13 protein-coding genes are annotated in these 14,618 nt (G+C 71.5%); 4 read left to right on the top strand and 9 right to left on the bottom strand.

Annotated elements, in window-relative coordinates:
- Together ABZ471_RS25140 and ABZ471_RS25135 are read right to left on the bottom strand one after the other, a co-directional pair.
- A partial coding sequence (locus tag ABZ471_RS25140) for an ATP-binding protein (protein WP_359069150.1) occupies positions 1-1,755 on the bottom strand: 1,755 nt, incomplete at its 3' end.
- 139 nt (positions 1,756-1,894) lie between these two features.
- A complete protein-coding gene (locus ABZ471_RS25135) occupies positions 1,895-2,629 on the bottom strand; it encodes a Crp/Fnr family transcriptional regulator (protein WP_359069149.1) in 735 nt (244 codons plus the stop codon).
- Positions 2,630-2,808: 179 nt separating this feature from the next.
- On the opposite strand from ABZ471_RS25135, the gene ABZ471_RS25130 reads away from it, so the two are divergent.
- Both ABZ471_RS25130 and ABZ471_RS25125 read left to right on the top strand, forming a co-directional pair.
- Entirely contained in the window at positions 2,809-3,552 is a 744-nt protein-coding gene (locus tag ABZ471_RS25130; protein ID WP_359069147.1) for a hypothetical protein, read from the top strand.
- 11 nt (positions 3,553-3,563) lie between these two features.
- Positions 3,564-3,995 carry a hypothetical protein gene (locus ABZ471_RS25125; RefSeq protein WP_359069145.1) on the top strand — a complete coding sequence of 144 codons (432 nt, stop codon included), beginning with the start codon at positions 3,564-3,566 and terminating at the stop codon, positions 3,993-3,995.
- On the opposite strand, the gene ABZ471_RS25120 is transcribed toward ABZ471_RS25125, so the two are convergent.
- The 5 genes from ABZ471_RS25120 to ABZ471_RS25100 all read right to left on the bottom strand — a co-directional run bounded on the left by ABZ471_RS25120 (position 3,992) and on the right by ABZ471_RS25100 (position 9,137).
- On the bottom strand, positions 3,992-5,155 hold the full coding sequence (locus tag ABZ471_RS25120) for a serine hydrolase domain-containing protein (protein WP_359069143.1): 1,164 nt from the start codon (positions 5,153-5,155) through the stop codon (positions 3,992-3,994). The genes ABZ471_RS25125 and ABZ471_RS25120 overlap by 4 nt on opposite strands.
- Before the next feature lie 109 nt (positions 5,156-5,264).
- Positions 5,265-7,031 (bottom strand): TIGR03767 family metallophosphoesterase, encoded by a 1,767-nt coding sequence (locus ABZ471_RS25115; RefSeq protein ID WP_359069142.1) that lies wholly within the window; start codon positions 7,029-7,031, stop codon positions 5,265-5,267.
- Between the two features lie 199 nt (positions 7,032-7,230).
- Entirely contained in the window at positions 7,231-7,743 is a 513-nt protein-coding gene (locus ABZ471_RS25110) for an NUDIX hydrolase (RefSeq protein ID WP_359069154.1), read from the bottom strand.
- Positions 7,744-7,770: 27 nt separating this feature from the next.
- Complete coding sequence (locus ABZ471_RS25105; protein ID WP_359069141.1) at positions 7,771-8,688, bottom strand: pyridoxamine 5'-phosphate oxidase family protein; 918 nt, start codon at positions 8,686-8,688, stop codon at positions 7,771-7,773.
- 2 nt (positions 8,689-8,690) lie between these two features.
- Positions 8,691-9,137 carry a VOC family protein gene (locus tag ABZ471_RS25100; protein WP_359069139.1) on the bottom strand — a complete coding sequence of 149 codons (447 nt, stop codon included), beginning with the start codon at positions 9,135-9,137 and terminating at the stop codon, positions 8,691-8,693.
- A 109-nt stretch (positions 9,138-9,246) separates the two neighbouring features.
- Here ABZ471_RS25100 and ABZ471_RS25095 point away from each other — a divergent pair, with 109 nt between their 5' ends.
- Positions 9,247-9,789: a CGNR zinc finger domain-containing protein gene (locus ABZ471_RS25095; RefSeq protein WP_359069138.1), complete on the top strand. Its 543-nt coding sequence runs from the start codon at positions 9,247-9,249 to the stop codon at positions 9,787-9,789.
- A 157-nt stretch (positions 9,790-9,946) separates the two neighbouring features.
- Entirely contained in the window at positions 9,947-13,243 is a 3,297-nt protein-coding gene (locus tag ABZ471_RS25090; protein ID WP_359069136.1) for a S8 family serine peptidase, read from the top strand.
- A 110-nt stretch (positions 13,244-13,353) separates the two neighbouring features.
- Here the strand turns inward: ABZ471_RS25090 and ABZ471_RS25085 are convergent, their stop codons facing one another.
- Positions 13,354-13,971 (bottom strand): hypothetical protein, encoded by a 618-nt coding sequence (locus tag ABZ471_RS25085; RefSeq protein ID WP_359069135.1) that lies wholly within the window; start codon positions 13,969-13,971, stop codon positions 13,354-13,356.
- 80 nt (positions 13,972-14,051) lie between these two features.
- On the bottom strand, positions 14,052-14,525 hold the full coding sequence (locus ABZ471_RS25080; protein WP_359069133.1) for a matrixin family metalloprotease: 474 nt from the start codon (positions 14,523-14,525) through the stop codon (positions 14,052-14,054).
- Positions 14,526-14,618: the final 93 nt, after the last annotated feature.

Below are 14,618 nucleotides of genomic sequence, written 5' to 3'. Positions count from 1 at the left end.
ACCGGGATCGACGGGCGCCGTGGCCTGGTGCGCCGCCGTACCGGGATCGACAGGCGCCGTGGCCTGGTGCGCCGCCGTACCGGGATCGACAGGCGCCGTGGCCTGGTGCGCCGCCGTACCGGGATCGACAGGCGATCCGGCGGTGTGCGTGGCCCCCGCGTGGGCCGACGTCGGGTCGGGTCCGCTGCCGGGGTTCAGGCTCTGCGCCGCCCCACCGTCCGTGTGCGGCCCCGCCGCCGGCGGCGGCACGTACTGCTGCGCCCCCGCCGCCGCATGGGCACCGTGCAGGTCGCCGAGCTGCCGCCACAGGAAGGCCGCCTCCGCCAGCAGCACCCCCGCCATGATCCGCCGGCCGGTCAGCAGGTTGCGGATGCCCCGCTCGTGGGTGAAGTACGCGACAGCCTGCTGGTCGCCCGCGCTCTGGGCCGCGGGCAGACCGCGTTCGAGCAGTCGGCCCCAGACGCCGAAGCGCAGCGAGCGGGCCAGGGCCGGAGAAGCGGCCCGGACGATCCGCACCGCGAGTTCCGGCCGCCCGGCCAGCTCGGCCAGCTCGGCGACCTGTTCCAGGGCCCGGGCGTGCTGGGCGACCTGGGCGGCGGTCGTGGAGGGGCGGGCGATCCACTCGGCGAAGTGGTCGGACAGCCGGTCCACGGGGAAGGGCTCCAGCTCGCGCTCCCGCAACGCGGGTGCGACGTCCGGCACCACGCGGTAGCCCGCTTCCGTCTCCTCGGCCAGGCCGAGATCGGTGAGCCGGGCGCACAGGGCCGAAGCGTCGGACGCGTCGGTGAGGGCGCCTATGTGGTCCGGGTCCAGTTCGGCGTCCTCGAGGGTCGCGAGGAGGTGCAGTGCGCGCAGCGGGCCGCCCTCCAGCCGGTCGAAGAGCAGCGGCAGCAGGTCCGCGACGTCACCGGGCCGGGGAAGCACCGCCCGGCCGGACGGGTCCAGCCGGGTGACGGCCGCCGCACGCAACAGCAGCAGCGGGCGGCCGGACGCGGTCTCCCACAGGGCGGCCGCGATGTCGTGCTCGGTCTGCGCCGCCACGGGGCGGCCCAGCTCGCGCGCCAGCAGCTCCAGCGCGGCCTGCTGGTCCATCCCCTCGAGATGCAGTGCGCTGCCGTCGCCGAGCAGCGTTCGCTCCCGGCCGGCGAGGACGAACGTCGCCTCGGGGGCCGCGTCCATGAGGGTGCGCAGCCCTTCGGGACCGAACTCGGCGTTGTCGACGTACGCCGTCACCTTGATGTCGCTCATGAGACGGCGCAGTTCGGGGCTGGACGGCGCGTAGCCGCGGGCTTCGTAGCAGGCCTCGAAGATGTCCTGGGCGAGATCCTCGGGTTCCCGCCGGGCGGCGTCGAGGAAGACCACCCCGTCCGCTCCGGGGGCGAGGGTACGGGCCGCGTGCCGCAGGAGCGCGCTCTTGCCGACTCCCGGAGCGCCCCACACCTGCACCGGGCCGCCGTCCCGGACGGCGGCCGCCAGCCGGCGCAGCTCGGCGTCCCGGCCGAGGGGTGCGGCCTGGCGCCGGGGCAGGAGGGCCACCTGGTCGCGGCGGACCGGCCGGGGGTGCTCGCCCTCCACGAGCAGGGTCACCGTCGACCCGTGGTCGGCGTCGATGACCACGTTGTGGTTGCCTGCGATCACCGGGCCCGAGGCGTCCCCCGCGATGTCGATCCGCCCGCCGGAGTGCCCGTCGCCGGGCGGCGTCCCTTCTCCCGTGCCCGTCTCGGCCAAGGCTCTGTTCTCGTCCTCGTGCGCCATGCGAACCCCCGCTGTACTGATCGAGCCGTGATGTCGGCCTTGCAGCGCCAAGCTAGCCACGGGCGCCTGCCCGGCTGCCGTCAAAGTACGGTTTCCGGGATGCCCATGTGGAAGCAACACAGCTTCTGCACAAGCGAGTTCAGGGCTCGGGGTAGGCGATGCGGTGCAACCGGTCGAGGTCCTCGATGCGGATGGTGCGGTAGCCGGTGGACACGACGCCCTGCTCGCGCAGCCGGCGCAGGGCCTTGTGCACGCTGGGTTCCGCCGCGCCGCACAGGGTGGCCAGTTCGGGCTGGGTGATCGGCCAGCGGATCACCGCGCCCCTGCCGGTCCGTTCGCCGTAGGTCGGCGCCAGATGGTGCAGGATCCGCGCGAGCCTGGTGGCGACGTCGCATCCGGTGAAGTTGATGCGGTGGGTGTTGGCGGTGCGCAGTTTGGCCACGACGGACCGGTTCACGGCCTCCCCTATCCGCGGGAAGCGCCGCATGCAGTCGAGGAAGTCGGCGCGGGTCATCCTCCGGGCGGTGACGGGCCCGCACGTCGTGACCGTGGCCGAGCGGGGGCGGGCGTCCAGCGCGGCGAGTTCGCCCACCAGGTCGCCGCCCATCCGCACGGCCAGGAGGGCGTCACGGCCGTCCTCGGTGCGCCCGGTGGCCTTGACCACCCCGTCGAGGAGGATCAGTACGAAGTCGGTCGGGTCCGCCTCCCGCATGAGGATGCGGTCAGCGGTGTAGCGCACCGTCACCCCGGGCGCGAGCAGCTGCGCGCGGGCGTCCGCGCCGAGGCCGCCGAGCAGGCTCGTGTGCGGCCAGGCCCACACCTCACGCGGCCGCCGCCCGGCCGGTCCGCGCTGTGACGAACGTTCGCCGTCCATGGTCCCGCCCTCCCCGCAGGTGACAGACCTGGCCCCAGTGTGCGGCCGTGCGGCCCGGGCCGCACCGGGTTCACGGGCACCTCACGTTTCCCGACGAACCCTGTATTCCTACGAGTTCCGCGCCGCCCGCAGCGGGAACACTGGAGCCGAGTCCGATCCGGCGAGCCGAAGAGGGGCGCATGGAAACAGAGTTGGAGTACCGGGCGGTCCTGGCCGTGGACATCGAACGGTCGGCCGGGCGCGGGGACGAGGCCCTGATGGAGATCCGCGGAAAGCTCTCGGAGATGCTCCGGGAGGCGTTCCTCGCCAGTGGCGTCGACTGGGAGGCGTGCCTGCGTCACGACCTGGGCGACGGCCTGCGCGTGACGGCACCGGCCGGGACGCGGAAGACGGCCCTGGTCCACCCGTTGGTCCAGGAACTCGCGCTCCGTCTGCGCACCCACAACCGGGGCGCGGCGCCCCGCCGGATGATCCGGGTCCGCATCGCGCTGCACGCGGGCGACGTGCACCTCGGGCCGAAGGGTGAGGTCGCCGGCAGCCCCCTGGAGGTGCTGGCCCGCCTCCTCGACGCGCCGCCCGCGCGGACGGCCCTGGCCGGGGCGCCGGAGACGGTGCCCGCCTCGCTGCTGCTGTCCCGGCACTTCTACGACGAGACGGTGCGCAACGGCTACCACGGCCTGTATCCCGAGGACTTCCGCAAGGTGACCTTCACGGTGAAGGAACACACCGCCGACGCGTGGCTGCACCTGCCCGGCTGGCCCATGGCGCCGGAGCCGGCGGGCGAGGCCCCCTCGGCGCCGGAGGCCGCCGCCGTGCCGGAGCTCTCCGTCGGCGCGAAGATGATCAGCCGCGCCTCGGAGAACAGCTCCATCTACGCGGTACAGCACGGCACCCAGCACATCAACATCACCGGAAAGCCGTGAGGGGAGCTGCCGTGAACGACGAACTGACCGTGCTGGCCGAGGCGGGGGCCGCGGCGGTGGTCACGGCGATGGCGACCGACCTGTGGCAGGAGACACGGAACACGGTCGTCGGGCTGTTCCGCCGCTCCGGCCGGGGCCGCCGGGCCGCGCTCGCGACCCAGTTGGACGCGAACGCCGCACTCGTCCGGGACGCGGAGGACCCGGACCAGGTACGGCGCACGCTGTTCGCCTACTGGGCCCTGGAGCTGGCGGCACTGCTGCGGGACGATCCCGCCGGCCGCGACGCGGTGGCCCGCCTCGCGGCCGCCGTCGGCAGCGGCCGGGAGCCCTCGTTCCGCCAGACGATCACGGCCCGCGACTCCGCGACCGTGTTCGCCGTCCAGCACGGAACCCAGAACGCCCACGGCCCGGACCGCCCCGACGGGACACCGCCTGCCGCCTAGCGGGACCGGTCGCCGCAGAACTCCCCTTCGGCCACCGCCACCATGTCCCCGGTCCAGTCCCCGTTGAAGTTGGCGGCGAGGGAGTGGCGGCCGTCGGCCGTCGTCAGCGCCAGGGACTGGGAGCCGTGGATGCCGCCGTCATGGCCATAGACCCGGACGCCGCAGGTCAGAGTGGCTTCGACGAGGCCCAGGCCGTAGCCGGAGTTCACGTCACCGCCGCTCTTGACCGTGGTCTTCATCTCCTTCAGCTGCCGCGGCGGGAGCAGCTTGCCGTGCAGGAGGGCGCTGTAGAAGCGGTCCAGGTCGGCGGAGTTCGAGATCATCTCGCCGGCCGAGGCGGCGATGGAGGGATTCAGCTCCGTGACGTCGTACGACGGGCCCGTCGTCGTCTCCGCGAGCTTCGAGTAGGCGCGGCTGCTGGGCTGCGGGACGGTGACCCGGGTGCCGGGGACGGAGGTGGCGGTGAGGTGCAGGGGGTCGATGATGCGGCGGGTGATCTCGGTGGCGTACGAGTGGCCCGTCACCTTCTCGATCACCATGCCCGCCAGGACGTAGTTGGTGTTGGAGTAGTTCCAGGACGTGCCCGGCGCGAAGTCCGGCTTGTGGCGCATCGCGATCGCCACCAGGTCGAGCGGGGTGCGCGTGTCGTAGCGGTGGCGGAAGAAGCCGTCCTTGGAGAAGTAGGTGCGGCCGAAGGCCTCGTCGGCGGTGTAGTTGTAGATGCCGCTGGTGTGGTTGAGGAGCCGGCGGACGGTGATCCGGCGGCCGTCGTGGCCGTGGCCCCGCACGACCCCGGGCAGCCATGTGTCCACCGTGTCGTCCAGGGAGAGCCGGCCCTCCGCCTCCAGCTGGAGCAGGACGGTGGAGACGAAGGTCTTGGTGATGCTGCCGACGCGGTAGCGGTCGGCCGTCGAGCGCGGCTCGCCCGTGCGGGTGTCGCCCACGCCGGCCGTCGTGGACCAGGTGCCGTGGGTGCCCTTCACGGTGGCGGTCACTCCGGGGACACCCGCCTGCACCGCAGCCTCGATCGCGCGGCGGGTGGCGGAGTGGGCGTCGGCGGACGGGCTGCCCGTGGCGGTTCCGGCGGCGACGGCCGGTCCCGCCACGGCCGCCGTGAGGAGCAGGGCGGTGGCGCCCACCAGGGTCGTGCGTGCACGCATGTCTTCCCCCAACTGTGCCGTTCGGTTCGGTCGGGGAGAGGGACCCGGCACCGTTGCGTGAAGGTTGCCCGGGTGTAGGCCGGTTGAGTGAATTTCGGCCCTTCTCGGTTCAGGACTTCTTGAGCACCAGCTCCGTGTTGCGGTCCGAGGCGCTGCCGGCGAGGTTCTGCTTGCCGCCCCTGGCGTTGAAGGACAGCTCGCGGTAGAGAGCCGCCAGGCCCGTCTGGCTGAGATCGGCGTAGTCGGTGCGGTGCGGGGCCGCGGACTCCACCAGCGTGGTGAAGACCGACAGCGTGCCGTCCTTGTTGTCCACCAGCTCGATGATGCGGGCGAGCTGCGGGTGGTCGACGTGCGAGGCGGTCGTGATCTCCCAGAAGGACCGCCCGCCGAACCCGGTGTGCGGGGTGATGAGGTTGCGGTGGAGGTGGCCGTTCACCCAGGCCAGCACGTTGGGGTGGCGGCCCAGGAGGGTCAGCAGCTCGCTGCCGTTGTGCCGGCGCTCGCCGGGACGGGCGGGGTCGGGGCGGGTGTTCGTCATCGACTTGCTGGTGTGGTGGCTGAAGACCACCACGTGGGAGTCCTTGTTGTCGGTGAGGGTCCTGCCCAGCCAGTTCAGCTGGGCGGTGCCGATGGACCCCTCGTAGTGCCCGCCCGGGTCGGTGGTGTCGAGGCTGATGCCGATGACGTCGTCCGCGATGCGGAAGGTGTAGTACTGGGTGCCCGCGTCCAGGTTGGCGGTGGAGTAACCGTGGCCGACCGGGCCGCGGCCGGCGTGGGCCGGGTTCAGGTGGGCCCTGAGGTAGTCGGCGGCCGTGTACGGAGCGCGCCGCTCGTCGGGGGTGACCGAGCGCATGGCGCGGGCATGCGCCTTGAGCATGTCGCGCAGCTGCGTGCCCTTGGGGTCCTTGGCGTTGTTGATCGCGTCCAGGATCTTCCGGGCGTCGGCCTCGGGCAGGCTCATGAGCTTCTTGCCGCCGACGGCGAACTCCGCGAGATACGGGTCGCCGTGCCCGTAGGTGCCCATCCCCAGGGCGTCGTGATTGCCGACGGTGGAGTACCAGGGCAGGTTGAGGCCGGGGCTGCGCACCTCGCGGATCGCGGCGGCCAGGAATCCCTGCAGGCGCGGGAAGCCGAGCTGCTTGTCGGAGTCGCGCAGGGCCGAGTCGGGCTGCCAGTACTGCTTGAGCCCGCTGTTCTGGACGCCCTCGTAGTGCCGGTCACCGGTGTTGGGGGTGATGCGCCCACCGCTCATGATCTTCATGAACCACTCCAGCTCGGAGTGGGCGTTGTTGTCCGTGTTGTCGCCGGTGGTCATCGCGAAGTGCAGCGGGGAACCGGTGACGGGGGCGCCCCGCAGCGCGTTGACCCGCTCCACGAGCGAGATGGCGCCGTGCACGGTGAGCGCCTCCTGCGGGCGCCAGGAGTGCCGGTCGGCGGAACGCAGGAACTCCCAGCGCAACGGGTGCTGACTGTCCATCAGGTGCAGGTCGGTGAGCTGGACGAACGCGGCCAGCGCGGTACGGCGCGTCTCACGGCCGGAGCGGGGCGTGGCCAGGTCGCTGCGCACGACGCGCTTCCAGCCGGGCCCGTCGCCGAGCCGGCGGTAGCCGGCACCGCTGGGCGGCGTGGCGACCCCCGCCACGGTGGTGCCCTTGGTGTACGGGGCGAGGAGGGCCGCGGGAGCCTTGCGGGAGGAGGCGATGGCCGTCTCCTCCGTGCCGGCGGCGGCTGCCCGACCGTCGGTGGCGGCCTGGCTTTCGGTGGGGCGGAGGGCGTAGCCGACGCCCGCGGAGAGCGAGACCGCGCCGGCGGCGGCGAGGACGGTACGGCGGTGGACCCCCAGCGTGGAGCTGGCGACAGAGCGTATGCGCGACATGGCGCGATCTCCCCGAGTACGAACGCGTCGGCTGTGGTCGCGGGCCGTCGCAGACGCGAACACCCCGCTCGCTCTGGATCGTTGACACCGGGAATGACCTGCACGTGAACGCGGCGGCAACGCGCAGCGCCCATCACCGTACGTGGATCACGGGTGCGTAGTGCGGTCATGGAGCCGATTGCGAGTGTCCGGGGGGCGGTTACTCCTCGTTCATCTGCCGGGGTAGGGAACCGGCCCCGGGCCCGTCGGCGGACTCCGCGCCGAGGGCGGCCGCGGCCTCCTCCGCCACCCGTCCGGACGCCGGCCGCTCGTGCCACAGCCGCAGGGCCACGTCGACCAGCCGCACCCGGTTCAGGCCGGGTACGGCGTCCAGGTCCTGCCAGGCCGCGAAGTCGGTGGATCCGCCGACCTCGTGGCGGAGTTCGCCGCCGGCGATCTCGCCCGCATAGACGATCCGCACCCCGTGATGGTCGGTGAGCCGTCGCAGGCGCCCGCCACGGAGGACATGGCGGGCGGAGTCCACGCCGAGAAGGCCGGTCACCCGGATGCGGTAGCCGGTCTCCTCGGTCACCTCGCGGCGGACGGTGTCGTACGGGTCCTCGCCGTGCTCCATGCCGCCGCCCGGCAGCACCCATTCGGGGACGCCGTCGGGGCCCGGCGAGCGGGCGAGCAGGATCTGCCCGTCGCGGACGCACACGGCGTAGGCCGCCACCCTCAGCTTCCGTCGCATGGAGGGACGTTAGCGGGTGTGGTGCGGGTTCGCGGGCGAATATTCCGGGGCCGACCAGCGCAGAGGCAGGGCGGCGGGCGTCTCCAGGACCTCCGTGACGGCGAAGCGTACGGTCCGTTCGCCGTCGGCGGTGAACTCGGTGTGCGCCTCTCCGGTGAGCTGGAGGGTGGTGCCGGTCGTCCAGTCCGCGAAGAGCAGCCCGGCGCGCGGGTCGGTGCGCAGGTTGCCCAGGGTGAGGAACATGGCGTTGCCCGCGTAGTCCGGCCAGCTCAGTTCGTGCGGGGAGACGACCCGGACGAAGCCGGGGTTGCCGCCCCGGTGGCTGACGTCGGCGCCGCCGGTGTGCACGGTGGCCAGGAAGAAGGTGTCGGCCGCCGCGATGAACCCGGCCTGCGCGGAGGTCAGCCGGGCGGTCCGACGTGGTGGGCCCGGCTCGCGGTCCGGGACCCTTTCGTACGACTCCCGGCGCTGGATGTACTTCGGGCAGTTGGAGAACACCTGGTCGGCCTGGACGGCGAAGCCCAGGGCGGTGGGCCTAAGGCGGCCGTTGAGGCGCATCCGGCGGCGGGTGCGCGGGTCGAGCACGAGGGTGCCGACGGGGGTGTCCGGTGTGGTCACGGCCGTCGCGAGCGGGTCGGCCGGGGATGCCCCTGCCCCGCCGCCGGGAGCGTGGGCGGGACCCCCGACGACGGACATCTGCCGGGGCCCGGTGGCCCGGACGAAGCCGGGGGCGCCCGTGACCGGCGAGGCCCACACACGGCCCGTACGGGGGTCGGCCGCGCCGATGACCAGCAGGGGCTGAAGTTCCAGGAAGGCCGCCGCGACCACCTTGATGTCCTGGCCGAGGGAGCGGCCGACGTGGTCGGCGCGGTCCCGCACGCCGGCCAGGTCCTGCACGGCACGCGAACCGGCGTGATACACGTTCATGGCTAGAAGAAACCGCAGGTCGGGGCGGCGGCGTGCGGAGCGGGGGCGCCCTCGGCGCCGTGCGGCACGGAGATCTCCAGGCGGGTGCCGTCCGGGTCGTGGAAGAAGATGCCGCCCGAGGCCGAGCCCTCCCGGTGGGCCACCAGGCCCTCGTGGGCGAACTCCACCCCGGCGGCCCTGAGTGCCGTCTCGTACTCCCGGACCCGGTCCGCCGAGGCGGCCGTGAAGGCCAGGTGGTGCAGTCCGGCCCGGCCGCCGTCGTACGACCCCTGCGCCTGCTGCCAGAGGGTGAGGACCGGTGAGTCGCCGCCGTCCCCGAGGAACGCGTACCTCCGGTCGTCCTCCTTGCCCTCGGCGAGCAGGGCGAAGCCCAGCACGTCCCGGTAGAAGGCGAGGGAGCGGTCGAGGTCGGTGACGTTCAGGCCGGTGTGGCCGGTGCGCAAGGTCATGGCTCTCCCCTTCGAACTATCTAACCGTCGTTAGTGAGATTAGAAGGTTAGTCTGGGAGACGTCAACCAGTCACGTACTCTTGACCGGTTAGCCGAGAAGGAGTGCCCGATGTCCGCCGCCCGCGATCCCCGCCCGCTCACCGGCGAGCCCCTCGCCCTCGATCTGCTCAACACCAGGTGGAACAAGGAGGGCGCCACCCAGGACCTGCTCGCCGACCCCGAGGGTCTCGCGGTGTGGCTCGCGAGCAACGGGCTCGACGGCGCCCACGCGGCCGACGTGGACGCGCTGAGCCATCTGCGGCAGGCGCGTGAGGCGCTGCAGACCGCGGTGGACGGGTCACTGACACAGGGGGCACCGCTCGTCGACGCCGTCCTCGCACACGGGCGCATCCGGGCCCGGCTGACCGAGGACGGGGCGGCCGAGGAGCCCGAGTTCGCCGACCGGTCCTGGGGCCCGGCCTGGCTGGCCGCCCGGAACTACCTGGACCTGCTCCGCGAGGCCCCGGACCGGATCCGCACCTGCGCCCACGAGACGTGCATCCTGCACTTCTACGACACGTCCAGGAACGGCACCCGCCGCTGGTGCTCGATGGCCGCGTGCGGCAACCGCGCGAAGGCGTCCCGCCATTACGCCCGCTCGAAGGAAATCTGAGCAAATACGGGACTATCGAGGCCCTATCCGGCCAAAGCCCATCGCGGGTTTTCCCCATACATCCATATCGATTAGGTCAACGGTCCCCAAATTTCTGCCCTTTGGGTAAAGCTGTGCCCTCGTCCGGCACTGGATTCTTTACCTACAAGGGATGCCGATGACCCACACCCCCGAGCGGGATCCGATACCCGGCCACAGACGCCTGGCCCGCATAGCGATGGCCGTGGGCGTGGTGGCCGCTCTCTCCGCGACCGGGCCGATACCCATGGCCCTCGCCGCGGACGCGCCGCCCGCCACGGCCGCCGACCCCGGCGTCAAGTCCGCCCACGACAAGCTCGGTTCGGACGACGCCGACGTGCTTGCCGAGGCCAAGGCGGACGGCGACAAGAACGTCACGATGATGATCGCGACCGCGCCCGGGAAGACCGAGCAGGTCGCCGAGGAGCTGGACGCGGTCAAGGGCGGCCTGGTGGGCCGTACCCAGGACAAGCTCGGCTACGTACGCGCCACCGTCCCGACCGCGAAGGCGGACTCGGCGATCGCGGCCGCCGCGAAGCTGTCCTCGGTGCAGGCGATCGACCTCAAGCAGGAGATCCCGCTCGACGACCCCACCCCGAGCGCGGACACCGCGCAGGGCGCCGGGTCCAAGGGATCGGCGACCGCCTCCTCCGGGCCCGGCCGGAACACTCCGGCGGAGAACCCGTACAACCCGTCCTTCGAGACCGGTGCCGTGGACTTCGTCCAGGACCACCCGAAGGCGGACGGCCGAGGCGTCACCATCGGCATCCTCGACTCCGGCGTCGACCTCGGCCACCCGGCGCTGCAGAAGACCACCACCGGCGAGCGCAAGATCGTCGACTGGGTCACCGCGACCGACCCGGTCGCCGACGGTGACGCCACCTGGCGCCGGATGAACAACCCGGTCAGCGGCCCCTCGTTCAGCTTCGGTGGCGCGACCTGGAAGGCGCCCGAAGGCAGCTACCAGGTCAACCTGTTCCGCGAGTCCGCGACGGCCGGCGGCGACGCCAAGGGCGACGCCAACCGGGACGGCGACACCACCGACGTCTGGGGCGTCCTCTACGACCCGGCCGCCGGCACCGTCCGCGTCGACCTGAACAACAACTTCGACTTCACCGACGACACGCCGATGAAGCCGTACAAGGACGGCTACCAGATCGGCTGGTTCGGCACCGACGACCCGTCGACCGACGTCGTCGAGCGCCAGCCGTTCGTCGTGGAGATCCGCAAGGACGTCGTCTACAACGCGGCCGGCGACAAGGCCGACTACGTCAACATCGGCGTCATCGAGTCCGAGCACGGCACTCACGTCGCCGGCATCACCGCCGCCAACGGCCTGTTCGGCGGGAAGATGAACGGCGCCGCCCCCGGCGCGAAGATCGTCTCCTCTCGTGCCTGCACCTGGAGCGGCGGCTGCACCAACGTCGCCCTCACCGAGGGCATGATCGACCTGGTCACCAACCGGGGCGTCGACATCGTCAACATGTCGATCGGCGGTCTGCCGGCGCTGAACGACGGCAACAACGCGCGCGCCGAGCTGTACACGCGGCTCATCGACACCTACGGCGTCCAGCTCGTCATCTCCGCGGGCAACTCCGGCCCCGGCGCCAACACCATCGGCGACCCGGGCCTCGCGGACAAGGTGATCTCGGTCGGCGCGGGCATCTCCAAGCAGACCTGGGCCGCCAACTACGGCTCGCAGGCGGAGAAGAAGTACGCGCTGATGCCCTTCTCCTCGCGCGGTCCGCGTGAGGACGGCGGCTTCACGCCGACCCTGGTCGCACCCGGTGCCGCGATCAACACCACCCAGACCTGGCTGCCGGGCTCCCCGGTCGCCGAGGCGGGCTACTCGCTGCCGGCCGGCTACTCGATGCTCCAGGGCACCTCGATGGCCTCCCCGCAGGCCGCGGGCGCGAGCGCGCTGCTGCTGAGCGCCGCGAAGCAGAAGGGCATCGACCTGACGCCCGCCACGCTGCGCACGGCGCTGACCTCGACTGCCGACCACATCAAGGGCGCGCAGGCCTACGAGGAGGGCGCGGGCCGCATCAACATCGTGGACGCGTGGGACGCGATCAAGGACGACGCCACCTCCCACGACTACACGGTCAAGGCCCCGGTCGACACCGCGATCGACTACGCCCTGAAGACCCCGGGCTTCGGCACCGGTCTGTACGACCGCGAAGGTGGTCTGAAGGCCGGCCAGAAGAAGACGTACGACGTCACGATCACCCGCACCTCGGGCCCGGACAAGGCCGTCCGGCACGAGCTGCACTTCGAGAACAACGCCGGCGACACCTTCCGGATCCTCGGCGACGACGTCGTGAAGCTGCCCCTGAACCAGCCGGTGACGGTCAAGGTGCAGGCGGCCCCGAAGTCGGCGGGCCTCAAGAGCGCGATCCTGGAGGTCGACGACCCGCGGACGGAGGGGATCGACAATCAGATCCTCACCACCGTCGTGGTCTCCGCCCCGGTGCACTTCACCTACTCCGCGGCTGGCTCGGTGCAGCGCAACAGCACGCAGTCGTACTTCCTGACCGTGCCCGAGGGCGCCAAGTCGCTCGAGGTCGCGATCGGCGGGCTGAAGGACAAGAGCCAGACCCGGTTCATCGCGATCCACCCGTACGGCACTCCGGTCGACAACACCGGCACCCCGTACTGCTACAACAACTACCTCGACGGCAACGGCTGCAAGCCGGACGTGCGTTCCTACGCCGACCCGCAGGCCGGCGTCTGGGAGGTCGAGGTCGAGGCGCGCCGTACCTCGCCGCTGCTCGACAACCCGTACACGCTGGACGTCTCCGTCCTCGGCGCGGCCTTCGACCCGGAGACCGTGACCGTGCCCGAGGCCAAGGTCGGCACCCCGGCCACCGCCTCCTGGAAGGTGACCAACACGTACGCGGCCCTCGACGGCAAGCTGGTCGGCGGCCCGCTGGGCTCCTCCAAGACGGCCCGTCCGTCGATCAAGGAGGGCGAGACGCAGACCACCACGGTGGACGTCCCGGCCGGCGCCAAGTCCCTGGACGTGGCCATCGGAGGCGTCTCGGACGCGGCCGCCGACCTGGACCTGCTGGTGTACGACGCCTCCGGCAAGGAGGTCGGCAAGTCCGCCGACGGTGACTCGGAGGAGGCGGTCTCCGTCCCGTCCCCGGCCGCCGGCACGTACACCATCCAGGTCGTGGGCTACGCGGTTCCCTCCGGCTCCACCGCGTACGACTACCGGGACGTGTTCTTCTCCGCCACGCTCGGCACCGTCACGGTCGACGACTCGACCCCGGTCAAGCTCGGCACCGGTGACTCGGCCACGGTGACCGGCCAGGTCACGGCCGCCGCCGAGGCCCCCGCGGGCCGCGAGTTCTTCGGCCGGGTCCAGCTGGTGAACACCCGCGGCACGGTCGCGGGCACCGGCAGCGTGAAGATCGAGAAGGTCACGCCGTAACGGGGTGATCCTGAGCGAGGGGCGGGTGTCCGGACCGGGCACCCGCCCCTCGTGCCGTCCGGTGCCCGCCGCACCGGGGCGGTGGGCACCGGATCAGCGGCCGTCCGGGATCACTCGGCCGGATCAGTGGGCTCGGGGGACCCGGTCGGCACGTCCGAGGGCTGCTCGGTGGGCTCGTCCGTCGGCTCCGGCCCGTCGCCGGCCCCGACGTCGGGCGCGACCTGGTCGCGCACCATCTGCTTCCAGTGGTCGGCGACCGTCCGCTGACCGTCACCGTCCATGTCGTCCGCCGCCGGGAACGGCAGCGTGGTGCTGCCGACGGGCTGCGCCCCGTAGACCGGAACCATCGTGAACCAGGAGCGGTCGCTCATGCTGTGGGTGGCGAAGACGTAGCTCTCGCCGATCTCCAAGGGCAGGTCGCCCTCCATCAGCGTGAGGCTGTTGGTGTCCTGGTCGTAACCGCCGGTCTGGTTCACGACCGTGGTCGAGCCGGCCTGCAGTGTGCCTTCGAAGACCTCGTTCACCTTGACGGCCCACTGCGTCTCCGGCATGCCGTCGATCTCGGTGGTGCCTTTCTTGCCGACCACCGTGCCATGAAAGACGAAGTCGGCGAACCCGACCAGGTTCTCATCCGTGCTGAAATCACCGATGGTGCTCGCGTGCGCGTATTCCACCGCGAATTCAGGACGGTCGTCGGCGAATGCCTGAACGCCTCCCCAGGCGCTCACGGAGGTCAGGGCGAGTCCGGCGGCCGTGAAAGCCGCGTACTTCCGCAGCCGGGATGCTGAAATTCTGAATACCATTCTGCTTACCCCCAGAGCGAGTGGTAGTCGGCCTTGTCGTGCGACTGCGGCGTGGTGAGCGACCCCCGGTCGGGCGTGTTGTTCACCATGATCTGGCCGCGGTAGCTGTGCGCGAGACCGAGCGCGTGGCCCAGCTCATGGGTGGCGACGCCGCGCCGCTTCGTCTTCCCGTAGTCCTTGAGGTAGCGGACGTTCAGGTAGATGGCGTCGGCGCCGGTGCGCGGCTTCCACAGTCCGTCCCAGGTGACGTCGGAACGGTTCGAGTCGCGCCACTCCAGGTCGGTGATGGTGTTCCAGGCGTCCGGAGCGATGTTGATCCGGTTGAGCGAGCTGTTGTCCCACGCGTTGATGGCGTGCTTGCGAGCGTCGTCGTACCGGGTCTCGTCCTCCCAGCGGATTTCCCGGTCGTCGACGGAGTCGTTCCCCAGGAAATGCGCTGATGCCGGCGTGGCCGCCGTATAAGAAAGAATCAGAACCACGGCCGACACGCATGCCGCGGCCGCACTTCTTCGGGCAGATTTCACCATACCCCCAACTGGTTGAATCTTTCTCGACCAGGCGATCATGTCCGA

This window comes from Streptomyces sp. NPDC005728 (assembly GCF_040630895.1).
In the GTDB taxonomy this organism is placed as follows: domain Bacteria; phylum Actinomycetota; class Actinomycetes; order Streptomycetales; family Streptomycetaceae; genus Streptomyces.
This window is presented reverse-complemented; position numbering and strand designations above follow the sequence as displayed.

What these genes read in the sequence shown, in the direction of transcription:
- ABZ471_RS25095 (WP_359069138.1), top strand. Translation starts at nt 9,247, where the DNA reads ATGTCCGCCGCCCGCGATCCCCGCCCGCTCACCGGCGAGCCCCTCGCC.
- ABZ471_RS25120 (WP_359069143.1), bottom strand. Translation starts at nt 5,155, where the DNA reads ATGCGTGCACGCACGACCCTGGTGGGCGCCACCGCCCTGCTCCTCACG.
- ABZ471_RS25135 (WP_359069149.1), bottom strand. Translation starts at nt 2,629, where the DNA reads ATGGACGGCGAACGTTCGTCACAGCGCGGACCGGCCGGGCGGCGGCCG.
- ABZ471_RS25090 (WP_359069136.1), top strand. Translation starts at nt 9,947, where the DNA reads ATGACCCACACCCCCGAGCGGGATCCGATACCCGGCCACAGACGCCTG.
- ABZ471_RS25105 (WP_359069141.1), bottom strand. Translation starts at nt 8,688, where the DNA reads ATGAACGTGTATCACGCCGGTTCGCGTGCCGTGCAGGACCTGGCCGGC.
- ABZ471_RS25100 (WP_359069139.1), bottom strand. Translation starts at nt 9,137, where the DNA reads ATGACCTTGCGCACCGGCCACACCGGCCTGAACGTCACCGACCTCGAC.
- ABZ471_RS25130 (WP_359069147.1), top strand. Translation starts at nt 2,809, where the DNA reads ATGGAAACAGAGTTGGAGTACCGGGCGGTCCTGGCCGTGGACATCGAA.
- ABZ471_RS25115 (WP_359069142.1), bottom strand. Translation starts at nt 7,031, where the DNA reads ATGTCGCGCATACGCTCTGTCGCCAGCTCCACGCTGGGGGTCCACCGC.